21 protein-coding genes are annotated in these 23,529 nt (G+C 32.8%); 12 read left to right on the top strand and 9 right to left on the bottom strand.

Going from position 1 to position 23,529, the window contains the following annotated elements:
* Positions 1 to 43: 43 nt before the first annotated feature.
* Positions 44 to 1,825, bottom strand: a complete 1,782-nt coding sequence (argS, locus tag HRU50_RS00665; protein ID WP_296347057.1) for an arginine--tRNA ligase — start codon at positions 1,823 to 1,825, stop codon at positions 44 to 46.
* A 135-nt stretch (positions 1,826 to 1,960) separates the two neighbouring features.
* On the opposite strand from argS, the gene HRU50_RS00660 reads away from it, so the two are divergent.
* The 3 genes from HRU50_RS00660 to HRU50_RS00650 all read left to right on the top strand — a co-directional run bounded on the left by HRU50_RS00660 (position 1,961) and on the right by HRU50_RS00650 (position 6,152).
* On the top strand, positions 1,961 to 3,082 hold the full coding sequence (locus HRU50_RS00660) for a glycosyl hydrolase 53 family protein (RefSeq protein ID WP_296347055.1): 1,122 nt from the start codon (positions 1,961 to 1,963) through the stop codon (positions 3,080 to 3,082).
* Positions 3,083 to 3,407: 325 nt separating this feature from the next.
* Positions 3,408 to 5,495, top strand: coding sequence for a tetratricopeptide repeat-containing sensor histidine kinase (locus tag HRU50_RS00655; RefSeq protein WP_296347053.1), 2,088 nt, complete (start codon positions 3,408 to 3,410; stop codon positions 5,493 to 5,495).
* A gap of 33 nt (positions 5,496 to 5,528) precedes the next feature.
* Entirely contained in the window at positions 5,529 to 6,152 is a 624-nt protein-coding gene (locus tag HRU50_RS00650) for a chromophore lyase CpcT/CpeT (RefSeq protein ID WP_296347050.1), read from the top strand.
* Here the strand turns inward: HRU50_RS00650 and ctlX are convergent.
* The gene (ctlX, locus tag HRU50_RS00645; protein ID WP_296347048.1) at positions 6,149 to 7,081 is read right to left on the bottom strand and encodes a citrulline utilization hydrolase CtlX; all 933 of its coding nucleotides are present in this window, start codon (positions 7,079 to 7,081) and stop codon (positions 6,149 to 6,151) included. The genes HRU50_RS00650 and ctlX overlap by 4 nt on opposite strands.
* A 111-nt stretch (positions 7,082 to 7,192) precedes the next feature.
* On the opposite strand from ctlX, the gene HRU50_RS00640 reads away from it, so the two are divergent.
* Positions 7,193 to 8,935 carry a M14 family metallopeptidase gene (locus HRU50_RS00640; RefSeq protein ID WP_296347046.1) on the top strand — a complete coding sequence of 581 codons (1,743 nt, stop codon included), beginning with the start codon at positions 7,193 to 7,195 and terminating at the stop codon, positions 8,933 to 8,935.
* 54 nt (positions 8,936 to 8,989) lie between these two features.
* Here the strand turns inward: HRU50_RS00640 and HRU50_RS00635 are convergent, their stop codons facing one another.
* On the bottom strand, positions 8,990 to 10,894 hold the full coding sequence (locus HRU50_RS00635) for a T9SS type A sorting domain-containing protein (protein ID WP_296347044.1): 1,905 nt from the start codon (positions 10,892 to 10,894) through the stop codon (positions 8,990 to 8,992).
* Positions 10,895 to 11,019: 125 nt separating this feature from the next.
* The gene (locus tag HRU50_RS00630; protein WP_296347043.1) at positions 11,020 to 11,601 is read right to left on the bottom strand and encodes an NUDIX domain-containing protein; all 582 of its coding nucleotides are present in this window, start codon (positions 11,599 to 11,601) and stop codon (positions 11,020 to 11,022) included.
* Between the two features lie 123 nt (positions 11,602 to 11,724).
* Here HRU50_RS00630 and pyrE point away from each other — a divergent pair, with 123 nt between their 5' ends.
* Both pyrE and HRU50_RS00620 read left to right on the top strand, forming a co-directional pair.
* Positions 11,725 to 12,369 (top strand): orotate phosphoribosyltransferase, encoded by a 645-nt coding sequence (pyrE, locus tag HRU50_RS00625; protein ID WP_296347041.1) that lies wholly within the window; start codon positions 11,725 to 11,727, stop codon positions 12,367 to 12,369.
* Positions 12,370 to 12,398: 29 nt separating this feature from the next.
* Positions 12,399 to 12,794: an SRPBCC family protein gene (locus HRU50_RS00620; RefSeq protein ID WP_296347038.1), complete on the top strand. Its 396-nt coding sequence runs from the start codon at positions 12,399 to 12,401 to the stop codon at positions 12,792 to 12,794.
* Here the strand turns inward: HRU50_RS00620 and HRU50_RS00615 are convergent.
* Complete coding sequence (locus HRU50_RS00615) at positions 12,791 to 13,522, bottom strand: biotin--[acetyl-CoA-carboxylase] ligase (protein WP_296347036.1); 732 nt, start codon at positions 13,520 to 13,522, stop codon at positions 12,791 to 12,793. The two genes, HRU50_RS00620 and HRU50_RS00615, sit on opposite strands and share 4 nt — an antisense overlap.
* Positions 13,523 to 13,614: 92 nt before the next feature.
* Between HRU50_RS00615 and rsfS the strand changes: the two genes are divergently transcribed.
* From rsfS to HRU50_RS00585, 6 genes are all read left to right on the top strand, one after another.
* Entirely contained in the window at positions 13,615 to 13,986 is a 372-nt protein-coding gene (gene rsfS / locus HRU50_RS00610; RefSeq protein ID WP_296347034.1) for a ribosome silencing factor, read from the top strand.
* An 18-nt stretch (positions 13,987 to 14,004) separates the two neighbouring features.
* Positions 14,005 to 15,945 (top strand): ATP-dependent zinc metalloprotease FtsH, encoded by a 1,941-nt coding sequence (gene ftsH / locus HRU50_RS00605; RefSeq protein ID WP_296347032.1) that lies wholly within the window; start codon positions 14,005 to 14,007, stop codon positions 15,943 to 15,945.
* A gap of 102 nt (positions 15,946 to 16,047) precedes the next feature.
* Positions 16,048 to 16,653 carry an LUD domain-containing protein gene (locus tag HRU50_RS00600; protein WP_296347030.1) on the top strand — a complete coding sequence of 202 codons (606 nt, stop codon included), beginning with the start codon at positions 16,048 to 16,050 and terminating at the stop codon, positions 16,651 to 16,653.
* Positions 16,653 to 17,477 carry a phosphatidate cytidylyltransferase gene (locus HRU50_RS00595; RefSeq protein ID WP_296347028.1) on the top strand — a complete coding sequence of 275 codons (825 nt, stop codon included), beginning with the start codon at positions 16,653 to 16,655 and terminating at the stop codon, positions 17,475 to 17,477. The genes HRU50_RS00600 and HRU50_RS00595 overlap by 1 nt, the downstream gene beginning before the upstream one ends.
* On the top strand, positions 17,467 to 18,120 hold the full coding sequence (locus HRU50_RS00590) for a phosphatidylserine decarboxylase family protein (protein ID WP_296347025.1): 654 nt from the start codon (positions 17,467 to 17,469) through the stop codon (positions 18,118 to 18,120). Before HRU50_RS00595 ends, HRU50_RS00590 begins: the two co-directional genes overlap by 11 nt.
* The gene (locus HRU50_RS00585; RefSeq protein ID WP_296347023.1) at positions 18,117 to 18,383 is read left to right on the top strand and encodes an acyl-CoA-binding protein; all 267 of its coding nucleotides are present in this window, start codon (positions 18,117 to 18,119) and stop codon (positions 18,381 to 18,383) included. The genes HRU50_RS00590 and HRU50_RS00585 overlap by 4 nt, the downstream gene beginning before the upstream one ends.
* 2 nt (positions 18,384 to 18,385) lie before the next feature.
* Here the strand turns inward: HRU50_RS00585 and HRU50_RS00580 are convergent, their stop codons facing one another.
* From HRU50_RS00580 to eno, 4 genes are all read right to left on the bottom strand, one after another.
* Entirely contained in the window at positions 18,386 to 19,678 is a 1,293-nt protein-coding gene (locus HRU50_RS00580) for a hypothetical protein (RefSeq protein ID WP_296347021.1), read from the bottom strand.
* Between the two features lie 52 nt (positions 19,679 to 19,730).
* Positions 19,731 to 20,642, bottom strand: a complete 912-nt coding sequence (locus HRU50_RS00575) for a dimethylarginine dimethylaminohydrolase family protein (protein WP_296347019.1) — start codon at positions 20,640 to 20,642, stop codon at positions 19,731 to 19,733.
* Positions 20,643 to 20,704: 62 nt separating this feature from the next.
* A complete protein-coding gene (locus HRU50_RS00570; protein WP_296347017.1) occupies positions 20,705 to 21,991 on the bottom strand; it encodes a citrate synthase in 1,287 nt (428 codons plus the stop codon).
* A 178-nt stretch (positions 21,992 to 22,169) separates the two neighbouring features.
* The gene (eno, locus tag HRU50_RS00565; RefSeq protein ID WP_296347016.1) at positions 22,170 to 23,462 is read right to left on the bottom strand and encodes a phosphopyruvate hydratase; all 1,293 of its coding nucleotides are present in this window, start codon (positions 23,460 to 23,462) and stop codon (positions 22,170 to 22,172) included.
* Positions 23,463 to 23,529 lie beyond the last annotated feature (67 nt).

Raw genomic sequence — 23,529 nt, 5'->3', positions numbered from 1 at the left:
ATCACGAAACAAAACGTTAAAAGAAACCTGTGAAAGGTTTATACTACATACGTTCAGGCACATTAATTCCTAAAACACTAAATGCATTTTTAATGGTTTGACCAACACTTTTAGACAACTGTACCCTAAAGGTTTTTTCTGAATCAGAGTCAGCCCCTAAAATGGATACATTTTGATAGAACGAATTAAAATCTTTTACTAAGTCGTACGTATAATTAGCAATTAATGCTGGACTATGTTGTGAGGCCGCATTTTGAATTACTTCTGGGAATAACTCTAACTGCTTTAATAATTCTCTCTCTTTATCATGAAGAGACACTTCGACTGCGCTCAGTGTGACATTGTTATTGTTTTCGGATTTTCTGAGTATAGACTGAATTCTAGCATATGTGTACTGAATGAATGGCCCAGTATTTCCTTGAAAATCTATAGACTCTTTTGGATCAAAAAGAATACGTTTTTTAGGGTCAACTTTTAAGATAAAATATTTTAAAGCACCTAGACCAATGGTTTTATAAAGCGCTTTTTTCTCTTCTTCATTGTAACCATCAAGTTTTCCTAACTCTTTAGAAATTTCTTCAGCAGTATCTGCCATTTCTCGGATAAGGTCATCTGCATCAACAACAGTTCCTTCTCTACTCTTCATTTTTCCACTTGGCAAGTCTACCATTCCATAACTTAAATGATATAGATTCTCCGCCCAATCAAATCCGAGTTTCTTTAAGATTAAAAATAATACTTTAAAGTGATAATCTTGTTCGTTACCAACCGTATAAACCATACCGCCAACGTCTGGATAGTCTTTAAGACGTTGTATTGCAGTACCAATATCTTGTGTCATATACACAGCAGTACCATCACTTCTAAGCACGATTTTTTCGTCCAATCCATCTTCTGTGAGGTCACACCAAACCGAACCATCTTCTTTTTTAAAAAAGACACCTGTTTTTAAACCTTCAGCAATAAATTCTTTACCTAAAAGATACGTATCACTTTCGTAATAATAAGCATCAAAATCTACACCAATAGATTTGTATGTCTCTTCAAAACCATCGTAAACCCATTGGTTCATAGTTTTCCAAAGCGACACAACCTCATCATCACCAGCTTCCCATTTTCTTAGCATTTTTTGGGCTTCTAATAATATTGGCGCGTTCTTTTTGGCATCATCCTCAGTTTGGCCTTGATCTACTAATTTTGAAATTTCAGTTTTGTAAGCTCTGTCAAACTCAACATAATAATTACCAACAAGCTTATCACCTTTTAATCCAGTGGATTCTGGTGTTTCTCCGTTTCCGAAACGTTGCCAAGCCAACATACTTTTACAAATATGAATACCTCTATCGTTTATAATCTGAGTCTTATAAACTTTTTTTCCTGAGGCCTTTAAAATTTCTGAAACACTATAACCTAACAACACATTTCTTACGTGTCCTAAATGCAATGGCTTGTTTGTGTTAGGAGAAGAATACTCCACCATAACTGCTTTATCACCTTTTACATTTGCAAAACCGTATGATTCGTTGTCTTTAATACTATTGAAGAAATCTACATAATAAGAATCATCAATCTCAATATTTAAAAAGCCTTTAACAACATTAAATCCTTTTACCAACGCTACATTGTCCTGAAGATATTGTCCAATTTGTTCACCTATAACGGCAGGATTTCCTTTGACTACTCGCAACAATGGAAACACAACAACTGTAATATCTCCAGCAAACTCTTTGCGTGTTGCTTGAAATTCTACAGATTCTAATTCAGCTTTAAATAAAGTACTAACAGCTTCCTTTACATGTAATTCTAATGTGCTTTGAAGTTTCATTTGGCTTTCTATTATGCTTTAAAACGCCTGCAAAGATAGAAGTTTTAATCACTTTATTAAAGAGAAAACAACAATGAGGTTAAGAACAAAATTCATTAAATTTGATAAAAAGATTTTTTAGCTAAAACCGATGTTATGAAAAGGTTTGTATTATTCCTTACGGTATTCTCTTTTGTTGCTTGCACAAAAAGTGATGACTCATCAGAAAATAATGAGACTACCACTTTTTACAAAGGCATGGATTTGTCATTTCAAAGTGAATTAGAAGATTACAATATTGACTACAAAGATGAGAATGGCAATTCTGTTGAATTTTTAGACTTTGTTCAATCTAAAGGTACAAACCTTGTAAGGTTGAAACTTTGGCATACACCACAAGATGGTGAAAATGGTATTGAAGATGTAAAGGCTTATGCCCAACGTATTAAAGCCAAAAACATGGATTTCCTCTTAAACTTTCACTATAGCGACTATTGGGCCGATCCCGGCACTCAAACTCCACCTGCTGCTTGGCAAAACATGACCTTTGAACAAGTTAAAGTTGCAATCTACATCTACACTAAAAATGTTATTCAGCAATTAAAAGGACAAAACACACTACCAGAAATTATTCAAATTGGCAATGAAACAGATAGTGGTTTTTTATGGGATTATGGCAGAGTTTGGAATCAATTTAATGATAATTGGGAAAATTATGCTGCACTCGTGTCGGAAGCCATAAGAGCATTAAAAGAAGTTGATACTGAAAATAAAGTACGTATAATGCTGCACCATTCTAGTGTAGAAAATGCCATCTTTTTCTTTAATGAATTACAAGCGTTTAATTTAGATTTTGATATTATTGGTTTGTCCTATTATCCACAATTTCAAATAAAAGATTTAGACCTTGTCACATCAAAACTCAATGAACTTGCAAATACTTTTAATAAGGATATTTTAATGGTTGAAGTTGCTTATCCATTTACTTTACTATGGAACGATAATCAAACAAATTATATTGGGAGTTTAGATCAGACTTTAGTAGAATTTCCACCAACACCACAAGGTCAGAAATCTTATTTTGAATGGTTAATACAAACGATTAAAAACATACCTAACAATCATGGTATCGGATTTTGTTATTGGGCACCAGATTGGGTAGCTTTTAACGGTAACGAAAGTACATCTACGCAAGGTACATCTTGGGAGAATCAATGCCTCTTTGATTTTCAACTAAAAGCTTTACCAGCTTTAGATATTTACAACACAACTAATTGATAAACTGATTGTTACATTAATGGTGCATTTTATCGATAAAACAACAGTTATTCTATGTTTTCTGTCGTTAATCGATATGTAAAGAAGATGAAATTTTTACTCACAACACTTCAACTAAAATATTAGCATTAAAACCTAATTTTTAGTGTATGTAGCGATATTATGGCATTTTTGATATGCTATTAACAATGTCCCAAACATTAACAATGCTTAAAGATCAAACATTAACCACGTTGTTACTGTTTTGTGTTGACTTACTCTTGGATTCCCTCTATACAAGTTTTGGTTACCAAAACAAAATACTTCGTCCTATTACGATTAAAAGATGAAGCAGTCGCTCTTAATAACTGCTTTGTTGATGTCATTCTTCGTTTTTTCGCAAAACGATAGAATAGATGATCTTACAATTAAGTTAGCGTATCAAGAGCAAGACTCTACCAAAGTCGATTTGTCATTAGAACTTATAGAAGAGCTTTGTAATATTAAAGAATACAAAAAGGCACTACAATACATAAATCAAACAGCAAAACTATCTGAAACTTTAAATTATATTAAAGGACTTGCAGAGACCACATATTATAGAGGTTTGGTATACAGTAGCAGTAATGACTACTATAACGCTATAGACAATTACAACAGATCAAGGAGTTATTATTTACAAATTAGTGATACGCTTGGCGTAGCTAAAGTCAGTAACAGCATAGGACTTATAGAAATAAGAAGAGGAAACTATAGTGTTGGATTAGAAAATTCTTTATCTGCCATTGATATTTTTGAAGAAAGAGATTTAGTAGATGAATTAAGTTCTGCCTACAACAATCTAGCAGAAGCATATTTTAAAACCAATCAGATAGATAAAGCCATAGATTTTAATTTTAAGGCTTTACTGATTAGAAGACAAATAGACGATACTGATGGTATTATTTCTAGCACTAAAAATATTGCTGATCTTTATGGCCTTAGAAAGGAACATCGAAAATCTATAGAGTATTACGAAAAAGTTCTACGTCTTTTAGACCCTGAAAAAGACCAAGCCATTAGAGGTGAAATCTTACCAAAACTTGGGACACAATATCTTGCCTTTCGTGAATACGAAAAGGCAGCTCAATTTTTAGTAGAAGGTTTAAAATACAATAGAAAAGCTGGTAATGATGAAGGTGTAATGAGTGCTTTAAATGCTATAGGAAATCTCAATCTTCAAAGAAGAAAAGTCAAACTAGCATCTATTCAGCTAGGAGAAGCACAAGCAATAGCTAAAAAGTTAGATGATAAGAAAGCACTTCTAGAGAATTATAAACTGCACATTGCATTAGATTCTACTCGAGGCTTTTTTCAAAATGCATTTTTTTGGCAAAATAAATACTACGACCTTAAAGAAAAACTAACAACTAAAGAACAACCTGTATTCCTTACAGATGCAGAACCTTTAGACTTGTTTAACTCTAATATTGAAAATGATACTCCAACAAATGCGGCCGCAAATAAAACAGATAAAAATGGAGAATCGACAGAATCACCAGATTCTAATTCGAAGTCTAAATTAAATAATCCACTAGTTTTATTTGGTAGTTTAGGTGTTCTTGCCTTATTAGTAACGCTTTTACTTTTCAACTATCTAAAAAGTAAAAAATACAAAGACACTATACAAAGTCAAAAAGAACAACTCGCCCAAGAACAAGTTAGAACCGAAACTATTTTAGAGCAAACACATCATTTAGAAGAAGTTAATAAAGTAAAAGATAAGTTGTTTTCAATAGTTTCTCATGATCTTAAGGATTCTATCACTTCAATAAAAGCATTTATAGATTTATTAAAAGAAAAAAATATATCACAAGAGGAATTTAAAGAACTAATTCCAGAATTAAGTGAAAATGCAAATAATGCAACATCCCTATTACTGAATTTATTAAACTGGTCTAAATCACAAATGCAAAGTTTAGAACCAAAACCAGAACTTTTTAACATTCAGGAAGTATTTCAATCTAAAATCTCTCTTGTAGAGCAAAAAGTTGAAGACAAACGAATTGTTCTTATTGACGAATCTAGAAGAGATTTTGTGTATGCTGACCGAAGTATGATAGAAATTGTAATACAAAACCTTATTACTAATGCTGTTAAATTTACTAGTACAGGTGATGTCATAACTGTTTCTAATGAAGATGTTGATGGTAAAGCTCTCATTTGTATTGAAGATACTGGTGTAGGCATCTCGAGAGAAAATATAGAAAAATTATTTATTCCTAATATGGCCTTTACTACAGTGGGAACTAAAAATGAAAAAGGCACAGGACTTGGTCTAACGATCGCGAAAGATTTAGTAGAACTAAATGGCGGAAGAATTTGGGTAGAAAGTACTGAAAATATAGGCAGTAAATTCTATGTTGAACTTCCAAAAGCTAGTCCTCAAATCTAATTTTATTTATATTTAGCCTTTCAACACCATGATATGAAACGTATAATTCCATTATTTTTAATTGTTACAATTTTATTGGGCTGCAAGTCGGTTAAGACTAATTCTAAAGAGGATAGGCAACTAGAAGAGCTTTTTAGTTTAATGCAAGGTTCTTTTAATTCAGAAAAACAGGCCAAAGCAGATTCCACATATTATAATATCTCATTACACATGTATCCTATCTGGAAAGATAAAGGTCATTTCTTATATGTAGAACAAGCACTAAACAGTATGCAAAATAGACCTTACCGCCAACGTATTTATGAAGTAACTAGAACTTCTGATGGTAATTTTAGCTCTGCAGTTTACAAACTTAATGTGGATTCGTTATGGATTGGCAAATGGGAAACACCTAAAGATTTTGATGCAATAAGTTTAGAAGACATCGCTTTAAAAGAAGGCTGTGAAGTTGTACTAAAGCGTTTAGGCGATAAACACTTTAAAGGAAAAACTGGTGATGACACATGCATAAGCACCATGCGTGGAGCATCTTATGCTCGTAGTGAAGTAGAAATTACCGAGAACAAAGTTATTTCTTGGGATCGTGGTTTTGACGCTGATGGTAACTATGTTTGGGGAGCAGAATTTGGCCCTTATATTTTTGATAAATTAGATTAATGTTTTGGCAAAAACACCTCTGCCATCATACAACGTGCGCTACCACCACCACACGTTTCAATAGTTTCTAAAGAACTTGATAAGATTTGACAATGCTTTTCAATCTTATTGACTTGATCTTTGTTTAAACTATTATGAGCTGAGGCACTCATCACCAAATAACGCTGATTATCTTCTCCTCTGACCTGAAGCATATTACCCGCAAATTGATGCATTTGAATTTCAGTAATTGAAATGACTTCTTTCCCGTCTTGCTTTAAATGCTTAATGACATTTTTGCGTTCCTTTTTGTCATCTATGGTATCCAAACATATCACTGCGAAATTCTCAGCAACACACATCATCACATTAGTATGATATATTGCTAAACGCTCATCTTTAACTGACTGATTAGCTGTAAAAATTATAGGAGTGTATTCAAAATCTTCACAAAACTCAATAAACAACTCTTCATCGGCTCTTGGAGATAATGCACAATAAGCTTTTCTGTTAACTCTATCTAATATAACACTACCAGTACCTTCTAAAAATACACCTTCGTCTTCTGCAGATGTATAATCTATAATGTTTTCAATCTTATGTCCTGCATTTTCTATTGTGATAAAGACATCTTCACGTCTCTCTTGTCTTCTGTTTTCGGCAAACATAGGATATATTACAACATCACCATTATCATGAAAACTTACCCAATTATTAGGAAAAATAGAGTCTGGTGTATCCGCAGTTTCATCATCATTCACAACAATAACATGAACGCCTACTGCTCTTAATTTCTCAACAAAAGTATCAAATTCTTGTTGCGCCTTTTTATTAATCTGAGCGTTTTCCGTCGCAATATCTTCTTGAAAATAGTTATTCACAGCAGTTTGCTCATTCATCCTAAAATTCACTGGACGAATCATTAAAATAGTATCTGTTGTTTGTCGCATTTTAGTTATTTTGAAGGGACGTAAAATTAACCATTTTTATTATCTGAAACTTCCTTAAAAGAAAGATTTTAAAGATTAAAATCTTTAAGTTTGACATACAATCAATTAGTCATGAAAAAACTATTTATCATATTACTTCTACTAAGTTCATGTTCAGAATCTAACAAGAAAAATAAATCAGAGGTTGACTTCATCACCGTGTTTGAAAAAAGTGAAGGTCTAGAAACTGCCACGTATCAACAAACGATTCAATACTACAAGGATTTAGCTCATAATTACGATGAAATTTCAATAAAGGTAATGGGACTAACCGATTCTGGGGAGCCTTTACATTTAGTTATTTACAATCCTACAAATACTAAAAACGATTTTGAATCATTACGAAAGAATCATAGGATTTTACTCATTAATAATGGAATTCATCCTGGGGAATCTGATGGTATAGATGCTACAATGATGCTTTACAGAGATCTTGTTCAAGGAAAAATTGAAGCACCAAAAAATACAATTCTGACTACTATTCCTATATATAATATTGGCGGTAGTCTAAACAGAAATTCAACGACACGTACCAATCAAAATGGTCCGAAAGAATATGGTTTTAGAGGTAATGCGCGTAATTATGATCTAAATAGGGATTTTATTAAATCAGACACCAGAAATGCACGTGCCTTTGCAGAAATTTTTCATTTGGTTAAACCAGACATATTTATTGATAATCATGTGAGTAATGGTGCCGACTATCAATATACTTTAACTCATTTATTTACACAGCATAATAAATTAGGCGGCAACCTTGGTAACTTTCTTCACAATGAAATGATGCCTCAATTAGAATTGAAACTACAAGAAAAATCATGGGACATCACACCTTATGTCAATGTTTTTAATCGTACACCAGACAATGGTTTTTCCCAGTTTATGGATTCACCAAGATATTCAACCGGCTACACAACCTTATTTAATACGCTTGGTATTATGGTAGAAACTCACATGCTTAAGCCATACAAACAAAGAGTTGAAGGCACTTATGAACTCATGACGAGCATGATTGAAATTACTGAAGAACAAGGTCGAAAAATTTCAGAATTAAGAGAATCTCAACAGCATACATGGTCTCATGGTGATTCTTATCCTTTAACTTGGACTATCGACACATCCCAAACCTCAATATTAAAATTTAAAGGTTTTGAAGGAAAAATGATTAAGAGTGAATTGACAGGTGCTCAAAGATTAAAGTATGATAAGAGTAAACCATTTGTAAAAGATGTAGTTTATAAGAATTATTTTAAACCAAAGCAGAACGTTACCATCCCAAAAGCTTATGTAATTCCTCAAGGTTGGTATAATATTATTGATTTACTTAAATTGAACAATATTCAACTTAAAAAACTAGAGAATGACACTATTCTAACAGTACAGTCTTACAGAATCAAGGATTATCAAACTAGAAAAAATCCTTATGAAGGGCATTATTTGCATTATGACACAAAAGTTGAATCTTCTCAAGTAAAGCTAAAGTTTAAATCTGGAGATTTTATGGTAAACACTGATCAGGAAGGCATGAGATATCTGCTAGAAACTTTAGAACCACAAGCTCCGGATTCTTTTTTTAATTGGAATTTTTTTGATACGATTCTTCAGCAGAAAGAAGGATTTTCTCCTTACGTATGGGAAGATAAAGCCAAGTTATGGCTTAAAGCAAACCCAAAGCTTCAAATTGAATACAACATTAAGGTAAGCTACGATGAAGAATTTGCTAATAGTTGGTACGCTCAATTAGATTGGATCCACAAAAACAGTCCTTCATATGAAAAGGCACATCTTCAATACCCAGTTTTTAGAATAGACTAAAAAAAGCCACCACTATTGTGGTGACTTTAGATACATTGATTATTTACTCATACCTTATTCTACTTGAATCTTCGTAGTGAAGTTTCTATACTTAGAATTCAAATTCACAATGTATGTTCCACTGCTCAAATTATTCATATCTATTTGATGTTTGTCATCAGATAATGTTGATATAATTCCGCGTTTTAATAATCTACCTTGCATATCAGCTATAGTGTAGTTTATAATTTCATTCTCTAAAACGACAGTCTTTATATTTAATTCAGTTCTCACTGGATTAGGATATACCGAAGTATGTGTTAATTCATTTAACATAGATTCTTCAAATGTTTCATAACTATTGAATTCACTTGCCCAATCATTAACATCATTGGTTGCCTCTCCTCTACTAAAGAAATTATTAAAGAAGCTACAAAAGAATCCAGGTACTACCAGACTAACTGGTGCATGTATCTCTAATGATGCACATATTTGACCTCCACCTTGAATCAATAAACTATTGACATCAAAGCCTGTCGTTACTCCGAACTGTACAATACTTAAATCTAATGTACTTGGATCATATACTAAACTATGAATTCTATAAAATCCAGAATGATTTATGGTAAACTCTGGTATTGTATTCACATTCAAAATGGTTAAATCAAAAGCGTCTGTCAAGACATATAACTGTACATAACCAATAGGAACTGAAGGAGCTTCATCAATTACTGCAGAAATTGTTGCTACACCATTATATAAACATTGTAACGGATGTTCTGTAAAAAGTGTACCAGCTTGTGCAGTACATTTTTCGTGTTCCACAGTTATCGGTGCCCCAGCTACATCTAAAGATGCACATACTGATCCACCACCTTGTACTAATAAACTATTGACATCAAAGCCTGTTGTTACACCTAACTGTACAATGCTTAAGTCTAAATCACTTGGATATACTAACGTATGAATCGTGTAATCTCCTGCCTCAGTTACTGTGAAGTCTGGTGTACCACCTACTTGTTCTATCACTAAACCATCTCCTTGGGTTAATACAAATAATGTACTGTAACCATTTGGTTGATTTGCATCACCATTTGGTGTTGCTGATATCATTGCTGACCCTCCATCTAGTGTTACAGTAGATGATGTCGCTGTTAAGGTACCCGCGTCTGGATTAGTGATATGGATCGGTGCTCCTGCTACATCTAACGATGCACATAACTCTCCACCGCCTTGAATCAATAAACTATTGACATCAAAGCCTGTCGTTACCCCTAATTCTACAATGCTTAAGTCTAAACCATTTGGGTAAACTAACGTATGAATCGTGTAATCGCCCCCACCTTGTACTGTAAAGTCTGGTGTAGCACTTACCTGTTGGATTACTAATCCATCCCCTTGAGTTAATACATATAATACACTGTAATCTGATGGTACTACTGCATCACCATTAGCTTGGGCGGATATCATAACCTCGCCCGTCGAACATACACTACTCGATGTCGCTGTTAATGTCCCTGCTTCAGCCAAACATGGCGGATCAGTAATTGTAAATTTGATTGACTTTTTGTCACAAATCCAACCTCTTCCACCGTTTCTAAAATACAGTCTCGCCGTAACTTTAAATGTTCCAGTTCCTAAATCCCACTCATTTCCACCTGCTGGGTAAGTATATGGCAAAAAATTCTCGATAATATTATAAATTTCACCAGTATCAAGATTTTTAACCCTATATCTGAGACTCTGGGAATAACCGTCAATTAAGGAATTGACATAAAAACCATGAGGTAATTCATTTATGTCATAAGTAGCATTATTCTCGATTGTTACTGACTCATTACCATTACTGAATTCAAATTCATGAATGTTACCACACCATCCTGAACTTTTTTGAGCATAGCTAATAGAAAATAAACTGAGAATAAAAACAAATAGGCTAATCTTCAGATTTGGGGATCGGAAGTGTAAAATTTTACTCATTGCTTTTTGTTTAAATTTATTCATTCAAAGTTAAACAATATGAGTATTGAGAAAGCTCTTTCCTTTAAAATTTAAGAAACATTAACAAAAAAATAGATGGTTTGTTTAATTTTAGGTAAGAATACCTACATAAGAAGTTTGATATTCGCATAACTATTTTCTAGCGCTTCAAGAGAAGCTTTTTCATTAAGCCATTCTACTTTTGTTATGCCTTCTTTAATTTGAGGATAAAGCTTTCCATTATACTTAGTTTCCATTTCAAACCAATAAGTTATTTTAATCTTATGCTTTCCATTACGTTTAAAAATATGGTAAGTAGTTGGCAATGGCTTTGTAATTCTCAGACCGTTTACTCCTGTTTCCTCTTCCACTTCTCTAATTGAGGTGTTTTCTATTGTTTCATTATTTTCAATTTTACCTTTTGGTAAATCCCATTTATTATTTCTGTAAATAAATAAAACTTCTTTTTTATCATTATAAACTTTACCTCCACCTGCTACTACATTGGGCAACAGATTCAAAAATAATTTTAGAAGTTTATCTTTATGTTTATCTACTAAACAAACACCTTTTAAGTCTGTGCTAACTAGCAGTTTTATCACTTTTCCAATATTGACAGATTTAAGAAGAAAGGTCTTATAATTTATCTCTTTCTCAATTTTTGTAGTAAGTATTATGGGTTTTTGACCTACGAAAATGGTATACATCGAAATTATAATCTAATCAAGCATTAATGTTGTAAAAATATCATTTTTTAGAAGATAGTCAGTTGTTAAAAACTTAAATTGAAATTAAACTTTTTAGCCTTTAAAATTCATTAATTTTATCCCATGATTTTTAATAAAGATACTGCAAAAAAGACAGCAGAACTATTGCTTCAAATTAACGCGATAAAACTGCAACCTAATGAACCATTTACATGGGCATCTGGCTGGAAATCACCAATTTATTGTGATAATAGAATTGTACTTTCCTATCCGCTTATAAGAAATTATATTAGAGAGACCATGGCCAAGCACATCGAAAATACCTATGGAAAACCAGATGTTATAGCTGGTGTTGCAACAGGAGCAATTGGAATAGGTGCATTAGTAGCTGAATATTTAAATCTTCCCTTTGTTTATGTTAGACCAGAAGCAAAAAAACATGGTAGACAAAACCAAATTGAAGGTCACATTAGTAAAGGACAAACTGTAGTTGTTGTAGAAGATCTTATTAGTACAGGAAAAAGTAGTCTTAATGCAGTAAAGGCTCTTAAGGAAGCCGAAGTTACCATTAAAGGTATGGTTGCTATTTTTTCTTATGGATTTGACGTAGCTAAAGAAAATTTTGAAGCAGCCAACATAGACTTACACACCTTGGGCAATTATGAAAGTCTGCTCGAACAAGCTTTAGAAACAAAATATATAACAGAGAAACAACAAGACATTTTAGCACAATGGAATGCCAACCCAAGCGAATGGAATGTTATTTGATATTGCTTTTTTGAATAAAAAATAAAATTATGAATTTAGAATCACCTAAGGTTACCTTGGATAAGTCGGCAGAAGAAACTTTTAACTTTTTGTCTGATGTTAAGAATTTTGAAAATCTAATGCCAGAAAACATTAGCAAATTTGAAGTTCTCGATAATGACAAATTTCTTTTTGCCTTAAAAGGAATGCCAGAAATCATCTTAAAGAAAAAAGAAGCTATTCCTAATAGTAAAGTTGTTTTGGGTGCAGCTGGCGGAAAATTAGATTTCTCCTTAATAGGTAATATTCAAGAAATAGACACAAACAAGACTGAAGTTCAACTATCGTTTACTGCTCAATTTAACGCAATGATGGCAATGATGGTTAAAGGTCCAATTACCAAATTCATTGAGACACTGGTTGAAAATATGAAAACGGCAGTTTAGTATAACAACTCAATTTCTTTTAGGTCGAAAGACTGTATAATATCATCCTCTAACCAAACGTTTAACTTTCCATCTTTAGACACTCCTTTAATGATACCAGTAATTATGCTATCGTTAGAAAGTTTAAAGGTTGAAGGTTTTTCTTTTCTAAAGAGTAGCGATTCATACTTTATTTGAATAATATCATATTCACCATTCTTTAATGAATTAAAGTACCACTTTAGTTTCGATAGAATTTCAGAAAGAATTTCATCTTTATTATAAATAACACCGGTAATTAAGCTTAATGAAGATGCCTTTGGTAATCCTTCGAAATTCTTTTGATTTACATTAAGACCTATCCCAATTACAGTTCCTTGAATGCTATTGTTTTTAATGACATTTTCAATAAGAATACCACATATTTTCTTGTTTTCTGACAAAATGTCGTTTGGCCATTTGATAGATAATCTCGGTATGTTAAAGCTCAATAAAGCATCATGAACAGCCAAAGCAACTACCATGCTAATGTAATATTGGGAATCAACTTTAAATTTAGAAACGATCTTGAAGACGCTCATTGTAAGGTTTTTACCATCTTCGGCATTCCAAACAGTCCCCATTTGACCTCTACCTTGAGTTTGATGTTCCGCAACTACAACAGTATAATCCTTAGGTATTTTTGTTGCAGTCATGTCTTTAAGAAAAGAATTTGTTGACTCAATGGCACCAAGTTTGATTATATACATGAGAATGTGGTAGTTTTTATGGTTTTCTTATGAAAAATAAGACTTACAAGAACTAAAAAAATAATAACTTTGCACAAATTTAATTCAATTTAATGACGAAAGAAAAAACCAATGTAGACCAACTCATTACGTTAATTATAGCTGGTATAGAAGAGGTAAAAGGAAAAGAAATAACAATTCTAGATTTAAGAGAAATAGAAAATACTGTATGTGATTATTTTATCGTTTGTGAAGGTACTTCAAATACACAGGTTAATGCTATCGTTAATTCCATTCAAAAACAAGTAAGTAAAAATTCTAAAGATAAGCCTTGGCATATAGAAGGAACGGATAATGCGGAATGGGTGCTTTTGGATTATGTCAATGTTGTTGTGCATGTTTTTCAAAAACACATAAGAGAGTATTACGATATTGAAAGTCTTTGGGGAGACGCTAAAACAACCCAAATTGAATCTAGTTACTAAAAAGATAAAAAGCTTATAATGGCAAAAGACAATAAAAATCTTAATAAAAAACCAAAAGTAAACCCTTATTGGATATATGGCGTTATCATTGCCGTATTCCTATCAATCCAATTATTTGGTGGAGGTGCATTCCAAAACACTAAAGAGATTAAAACTTCTGAATTTATATCTTATTTAGAAAGTGGAGATGTAAAAGAAGTAATGATTGTTAGTAATACAAAAACTGCTAAAGTTTATCTTACTAAAGAAGCACTTGAAAAAGAAGTACATAAAAACTCTAAATCAAAAGGATTACTGCCTTCATTTAATGAACCAAACTACACACTAAAATTTGGTGATCTTCAAAATTTTGAAAACCAGATTGACACCATAATTGCAGAAAATGACTTAGCAACAACTAGAGATGCCGATATTGAACAAAATTTATTCGGTGATATTCTTCTTACACTATTGCCATTTGTATTAATTATTGCGGTTTGGATTTTTATAATGCGCCGAATGTCTGCTGGTGGTGGCGGCGGTGCTGGTGGTCAGATCTTCAATATAGGTAAATCTAAGGCTAAACTGTTTGATGAAAAAACAGATACTAAAACGTCATTTAAAGATGTTGCTGGCTTAGAAGGTGCAAAAGAAGAGGTGCAAGAAATTGTAGACTTTTTAAAGTTTCCTGAAAAATACACATCACTTGGTGGTAAAATTCCTAAAGGAGCATTACTTGTAGGACCTCCAGGAACAGGTAAAACCTTATTAGCAAAAGCAGTAGCAGGTGAAGCTAAAGTACCTTTCTTCTCGCTCTCTGGTTCAGATTTTGTTGAGATGTTTGTAGGTGTTGGTGCGTCTCGTGTAAGAGATCTATTTAAGCAAGCTAAAGAAAAATCACCGTCAATTATCTTTATTGACGAAATTGATGCTATAGGTAGAGCAAGAGGTAAAAACAACTTCTCTGGTTCTAATGATGAACGCGAAAACACCTTAAACCAATTACTTACCGAAATGGATGGTTTTGGGACAAACACTAATGTTATTGTTTTAGCAGCTACAAACAGAGCTGACGTTTTAGATAGTGCTTTAATGCGTGCTGGGCGTTTTGACAGACAAATTTATGTGGATTTACCAGACGTAAGAGAGCGTAAGGAGATCTTCGAAGTGCATCTGCGTCCACTAAAAAAGGAAGAAACTTTAGATGTCGATTTCCTTGCTAAGCAAACACCAGGGTTTTCTGGTGCGGATATAGCTAATGTTTGTAACGAAGCAGCACTTATAGCTGCAAGAAAAGGAAAGAAAGCGGTTAACAAACAAGACTTTTTAGATGCTGTAGACAGAATTATTGGTGGTCTAGAAAAGAAAAATAAAATCATAACTCCTGAAGAAAAAAGAGCTGTCGCTTTCCACGAGGCAGGTCACGCTACTGTGAGCTGGATGCTTGAACATGCAGCGCCTTTGGTAAAAGTAACCATTGTACCTAGAGGACGCTCTCTCGGTGCTGCTTGGTACTTACCAGAAGAACGACTAATAGTGAGACCAGAACAAATGCTTGATGAAATGTGTGCTGCACTTGGTGGTAGAGCTGCTGAACAAGTTATCTTCAATAAGATTTCAACTGGTGCCCTTAGTGACTTAGAAAAAGTAACTAAACAAGCTAGAGCTATGGTGACGGTTTATGGCTTAAGTGACAAAGTAGGTAATTTAACCTATTATGATTCAACAGGTCAATCTGAATACGGATTTACAAAACCATATAGTGAAGAAACTGCTGTTTTAATTGACAAGGAGATATCAGATATTATTGAAAAGCAGTATGATAGAGCAGTAAAACTGCTTGAAGAAAACAAAGATAAACTTACAGAACTTGCTGAAGTCTTGCTTGAAAAAGAAGTAATCTTTAAGGATAACCTAGAAAAAATCTTTGGTAAAAGAGAGTTTGATAAGGACAAAACATTAGCCGAAGAAGAAGAATAAACCAATAGTGTTTTTATAAAAATCTTAAATTAATAGTAATTAATTTAAGATTTTTTATCTTTGGTAGGAATCCCTCATATTGATAATAATAGCAGTATTTAAATGAGCATATTTCGTAGACTCTTCGGTAAAAAATCTGAGACTTCAGATCAAGTACCAAATCAAGAGCGTGGCAAATACATGCCAGAAATAAAACTTCCTGCTGATGAGAGGTTTACCATAAATTTTAAAGCCAATGGAGGTAAGTTTTTGTATTGCGAAAACTTAGACGAAATAAAAGAAAGTTTCAATGCCATATTAACGGAAAATGATTGGCAGGATAAAAAAGCTTTCTTAATAGATGACCGCCTAAAAGAATTATTTAAAGACTTAAGCCTTAATTCTACCAATAAAATTTCTGAGAGTTCTTATTTTCTATCTACTTGTGAATATTTAATTTCGGATGATGGCTCATTACTCATCTCTTCAAATCAAATAGCAGAGAAGAAACTTAAAGAACTACCTCATCATTTTATTATCTATGCCACTACTAGTCAATTTGTTGAAAATATTGGTGAAGGCTTAAAAGGAATTAAGGAAAAAAACAAGAATAAAATTCCGACTAATATTACCACGATAAAGCACTTCAAAACTGCTGATGATAAAGACTTTTTAACTTACGGAAGTAGTGCAAAAGATCTCTATCTACTTTTACTTGAAGATTTATAATGAAAGAATTATTCATTAGAACATTATCTGGTATTGTATATGCAGCCTTACTTATTATGTCGCTCTTGAATGAAACGGCATTAGTGCTGCTTTTCGCCGTTTTTGGGTTTTTAAGTTTAATTGAGTTTAGCAAACTAATTAAGTTAAAGTCTTACATACAATACATCATATTTATTGTTCTTTATTTTGGTTTTTGTTTCTTTTCAATTTACAATGCAGATTTCAAAGGTTCAGATGAAGCGGTTCAAATCCTTTTAGTGATTTCGATTTTTGTAAATCTTTTACTTCTAAAAGATTTATTCACCTCAAGAAAAATACCATTGTTCGAATCAAAAAGATACGTCCTAACTACTTTTTATTTATCAAGCAGCTTCATATTTTTATTACTTATTGCGCATTATCACAATACGTTTTCACCACTTTTATTATTAGGATCTTTCATTTTGATATGGATTAACGATAGTGGTGCATATATGGTTGGAAAAAATTTAGGTAAGCAAAAACTTTTTCCAAGTATTTCACCAAAAAAGACCGTTGAGGGATTTCTTGGTGGTTTATTTATTGCCTGTGTTTCAAGTTATTTCATATTCATTTACACAGCAACATTGAGCTTTACAAGTTGGTTAATACTCGCTATTACGGTTAGCGTTCTAGGTACATTTGGTGACTTAATAGAATCAAAATTTAAAAGACAAGCAGAAGTTAAAGATAGTGGAGTATTAATGCCTGGTCATGGAGGTATTTTAGATCGATTAGATAGTATTATCTTTGCATCACCATTTATATATTTATTTTTAAGAATTATATCAAGTTATGTTTCATAAAGAAGGACATAAAATTATATTTATAACACTCGTCATTGTAGTTGGATCTTTTTTTCTAATTGACGAGTTCATCCTAAATGAATGGATACGAAAAGGATTGATGATTACCGTTTTGGTTTTCTTTATTCTAATTCTTCAATTCTTTAGAAATCCTAAAAGACATACACACCCAAACGAAAAACATGCACTTTCACCGGTTGACGGTAAAGTTGTTGTTATTGAGGAAGTAATGGAAAACGAAGTTTTTAAGGACAAACGTATTCAAGTTTCTGTATTTATGTCACCTTTAAATGTTCATGTTACACGATACCCAATAAGTGGTAACGTAAGCTTTAGTAAATATCATCCTGGAAAGTATTTAGTAGCTTGGCATCCAAAAGCTAGTGAAGAAAACGAGCGTACTACAGTTGTTGTTGAAAACGAAGGTTTTGGTAAAGTACTATACAGACAGATAGCAGGTGCATTGGCTAAACGTATTGTCAACTATGCAAAACCGAATGACACAGCAGTGCAAGGTGCTGACTCTGGATTCATTAAATTTGGTTCAAGAGTAGATTTATTTCTACCTTTAGATGCTGATATTAAAGTTGAGCTTAATCAAAAAGTAAGAGGAGGCGAGAGTATCATTGCAGAAATGAAATGACACCAGAAGAATTACATAAAACATTTGAAGATGCGGTAAAACGCATTAATGAACATACCGAGCCGTTTCCTGCGGATTTCCTTCTTAGATTATATGCTTATTATAAAAAGGCGACTAACGATTATGGTAGACCAAATAGTCGTAAACCAATTATTAATGCATTTAAGACAAATGCTTTATTTCAAGTACAAGATATCAGCGAGGATGAAGCTAAGCAAGAATATATAATCCTAGTAAATAATTACTTTTTATATCGGAATTAAAGCTAAAAAATGGTAAAAGCGGCGTTTATAGAAAATCCTTTCATATTCATTTGATAGTCATCATCTAAATTTATTCCTAAGCTGTAATAATTAATTTCTACCATATATTTATTTGCATAAGTCAATCCTATACCAAAAAAACCGCCTGAATTGGATTTTTTGTCCATATTTGCTTTTCGTCGAAAAAAATAAGGTGTCGGAGATATAGATTCCTCTTCGATAACAGTATTTTGACTAGAACTCATAATAATACTCTGTGAATAAGCTAATTGTGAAAACAATTCTAAGTTATCACTAATGTCAAAATAATGCCTTATACCTAAAGGAGCCTGAATAAATGAATAAGACAATGTAGAAGTAATCTCGAAATTTGCAATATTAGGTTCTGTAAAAGCGATACTCTCTTCTACTTCCTGTATATTATGATAATTTGGTGCAATAAATAAACTCCAATTATTTTGTCCAAAGGGTAAACGCATTTCCAACTCAAATCCAAAAGAAGAATAATTGCTTACATTATAATTACTAATACCGCCATAATTTCTTACTACATCCTCACCAAATGGACTTCCTGAAAAAGGTGGTGTTGTATAAGATAGTAAATAGCCACTCGCTTTATCTGTAACACTCGAATTAAAATTCATACCACCTTTTAACTTTAATTTTATTTTAGTTTTTGTTCTTTTTTTATGTAAGTTGGTATAACCTTCACCCATACAATCATTATATTCAGAAAAGAAATCTGATAACTTTGTACTATTATATCTCAAGGAAGAGTAGTCTTTTAAAGTGAAATTTTTGCACTTAAAATTATCATAAAGCTGCTTTTTATACTTCGCATTTTCTTTTATCTTATTATTCTCATCAACTGTACGTTCATAGTCAAGCATCACTAAGACGTCATCCCTTTCATAAAAAAAATAGTATTTTCCATTAGTATGAACCTCCAACAAATCAGATTGCCCTTCAACTAATACTCTAAGCAATACCATATTATTTGATAGTTTCATCTCCTCCCAAAATGAACCCACCAACTGTTTATTTACACTACGCCTTTTGTAAAAATTATCTGTATTTTGTATTCTAAACTCTTTTAATTCACTAAGCGATATTTTTTCTTCCCGAGAATTATCACTTAACTTATAAATTATTTCCTCAGGACTCTTTTTCCAATCCTTGTTTTTTATTAAACATTCAAATTTATTATTAGAATTATCAATTATATAACCCTTTTGAAAATTAACTTGAGAATATAGCGGTAAAGAAAATAAAAGTAGTAGTGTAAAAATTTTCATGTTAAATTAATTTTGACAAATGAAAATCATTAATAATGAAAAAGCAAGTAATTTAATCTCTTATTAGTGGCATTGTTGAGCAACGTAGTAAACCTTCTTGCTTCGCAATCTCAGCATAAGGGACTTCTTCTACTGTAAAGCCATTTTGTCGTAACCAAGTATTTAATCTAGTGAAGTTTTGTTCTGAAATGATAATATCTTCAGAAATTGAAAATATGTTACTATTCATATTATACATTTCCTCCTTTGTAATTTCAAAGACATTGCCTTTTCCAAAGTAATCAACCAACCACTGGTACTCACTTTCAACCAAAAATCCATTTTTATGAATAATAGCTTTATCTTTTCCTATTGGCTGAAAACAACAATCTAAATGCAAGGCATTTTCTTTTGGATTTGTATTTGACTTTCTAAGCTCAAAAGCTTTTACCTTTTTATGAGGAAATAACTCTTGAATAGCATTTACAGCCTGAATATTTGTTCTTGCAGTGATAAAATCTGGATAATCTTCGCCAGTATATGTACCTATAAAAATATATTCATTCCAAGGCATAACATCACCACCTTCTACATGACATTCCTCAGGTAGTTTAATCCTACTTTCCTTGTCAATTAAAGCCCAAACATGTTCTATGGCATCTATCTCTCGCTCTCGGTTAGGCAAAATATTGGCAATAATAATTTTATCTTCTATTACAAACGAAATATCTCTCGAGAATATCTGATTATAATCCTTTATTACCTCTGGTCTATAAACTTTTACATCATACTTCTTCAACACATTTGCAACAGCTTCCATTTCTTTAATCATATCCTCTTCTAGTGGATATGTGCCAGCTTTGATGTGTTCGATTGATTTTGGATCATAAGCTTCTTCAATTGAAGGTATTGGCCCATTACTCTTTGCAGTTCCTAATACCACTGCTCTTAATCGCGAAGTTTCGTTGTTTATGTTTAATTTCATAAAGCCTAAAATACAAAAGCTTCATAATTATTATGAAGCTTTTTTATCATTTAAGAGATTTCTTATCTTTCGTTAATTGTTTTGAAAGGTCTATAGGTTTCACCAGTGTATAACTGACGAGGACGACCAATCGGCTCTTTTCTTAGACGCATTTCTCTCCATTGGGCAATCCAACCCGGCAAGCGACCTAGTGCAAACATTACTGTAAACATTTCTACAGGAATACCCATTGCTCTATAGATTATTCCCGAATAGAAATCTACATTAGGGTATAACTTTCTATCCACAAAGTATTGATCATCTAAAGCTTCTTGTTCAAGACCTTTAGCAATATCTAAAATTGGATCTTCAACACCTAAGTCACCTAATACTTCATCAGCAGCCTTTTTGATAATTCTAGCTCTTGGGTCAAAGTTTTTATATACTCTGTGCCCAAAGCCCATAAGACGGAATGGATCTTCTTTGTCTTTTGCTTTAGCCATATACTTCTTAGTGTCGCCACCATCTTCTTTAATAGCTTCAAGCATTTCTAATACTGCTTGGTTAGCCCCACCATGTAATGGTCCCCAAAGTGCTGAAATACCAGACGCTAGAGAAACAAATAGTCCGGCATGTGAAGAACCTGCAATTCTTACTGTAGACGCAGAACAGTTTTGCTCATGATCAGCATGAAGTATCAATAACTTATCTAAAGCATCAACAAGAATTGAATTTTGAACATATTCACTATTAGGCTTCTTAAACATCATTTTAAGGACGTTCTCAACATAACCCAAATTATCATCTCCGTATTCTAAAGGCAATCCTTGTTTCTTTCGCATGGTCCATGCTACAAGAATTGGAAACTTAGCCATGATCTTAACAATTGCATGATACATTGCTTCTTCAGATCTTACATCTACAGAAGCAGGATAAAATGCTGTTAACGCACTCGTTAAAGAAGATAGCACACCCATTGGATGTGCTGCTTTAGGGAAAGCATCTAAAATCTTCTTAATATCATCATCTACAACAGACTCTTCTTTAATGTCACTTTCAAATTTTGAAAGTTGCTCTTCAGTTGGTAATTCACCAAAAATCAAAAGATATGCAACCTCTAGGAAATCAGCCTTTTCAGCTAATTCCTCAATTGAATAACCTCTATACCTTAGAATTCCTTTTTCACCATCTAAGAATGTAATGGCGCTTTCGCAACTTCCCGTGTTTTTGTAACCAGGATCAATAGTAATTACACCTCCTGTTGCACTTCTCAAAGTTTTAATATCAATAGCAACTTCGTTTTCTGTGCCTACTTTTATAGGCAAATCAAACTTGTCACCATTAATTTCTAAGGTAGCTTTTTCTGACATATTTAAATATTAGTTTATTGTGAATTTATAAGGACCGTAAAATTACAAAATATCAAACGATTTCGGAAGGAGTTTTACAATCGATTTAACAATTGAAGCATCTAGAAACTCTATAAAAAAGAAAAGCGATTATCGCTTGATAATCGCCTTCAATATTTTTGATTAAAATAAGTATAAATTACTTCACTTTAAACGCGTTCTCTTGTGGAAAATAAGCTACATCAGCTAATTCTTCTTCAATGCGTAATAACTGGTTGTATTTTGCCATTCTATCAGAACGAGAAGCAGAACCAGTTTTAATCTGACCTGTATTTAATGCTACAGCTAAATCAGCAATTGTGTTATCTTCAGTTTCTCCAGACCTATGAGACATTACAGATGTATAACCTGCATTATGTGCCATGTTTACTGCAGAAATAGTTTCTGTTAAAGTACCGATTTGGTTTACTTTAATTAAGATAGAGTTTGCAATCCCGTTTTCAATACCACGAGATAAGCGCTCAACATTAGTTACAAATAAATCGTCACCTACTAATTGTACTTTATCACCGATTTTTTCAGTTAATAACTTCCAACCATCCCAATCGTTTTCATCCATTCCATCTTCAATAGAAATGATAGGATATTTTGAAGCTAGCTCAGCCAAGTATTCAGCTTGTTCCTCAGATGTTCTTACCACACCTTTATCACCTTCAAACTTCGTGTAATCGTATTTACCATCTACATAAAACTCAGCCGAAGCACAGTCTAATGCAATCTTAACATCATCACCAAAAGTATATCCAGCTTTCTCAACTGCTAATTTTATAGAATCTAAAGCATCTTCTGTTCCACCTGCCAAGTTTGGTGCAAAACCACCTTCATCACCTACTGCAGTACTTAAACTTCTATCGTGTAATACTTTCTTAAGGTTATGGAAAATCTCAGTACCCATTTGCATTGCATGCGTAAAGTTCTTCGCCTTTACTGGCATTACCATAAACTCTTGGAATGCGATTGGTGCATCACTATGAGAACCACCATTAATGATATTCATCATTGGTACTGGTAATGTATTTGCTGAAACTCCACCAACATATCTGTATAATGGCATACCTAATTCGTTAGCAGCAGCTTTAGCAACAGCCAAAGACACACCTAAAATAGCATTAGCACCTAATTTAGATTTGTTTGTTGTACCGTCTAACTCAATCATTAATTTATCGATAGCGTTTTGTTCAAAAACGGAAACACCAAGTAATTCTTGAGCAATTACAGAATTAACATTCTCTACAGCTTTAGAAACACCTTTACCCATGTAAGTATCTCCACCATCTCTTAACTCAACAGCTTCGTGTTCTCCTGTAGAAGCTCCTGAAGGCACAGCAGCTCTTCCCATTATTCCACTTTCTGTAACAACATCTACTTCTACTGTAGGGTTACCTCTCGAATCTAAAATTTGTCTTGCGTGTACGTTAACTATAATGCTCATTATATTAAGTTTTTAGTTTAAATGTTATATGTTCAAATTTACTAAATTGATGGCTGATTTCCTTGTG

The sequence above is a fragment of the Winogradskyella sp. genome (genome assembly GCF_013213835.1).
In the GTDB taxonomy this organism is placed as follows: Bacteria; Bacteroidota; Bacteroidia; order Flavobacteriales; family Flavobacteriaceae; genus Winogradskyella.
This window is presented reverse-complemented; position numbering and strand designations above follow the sequence as displayed.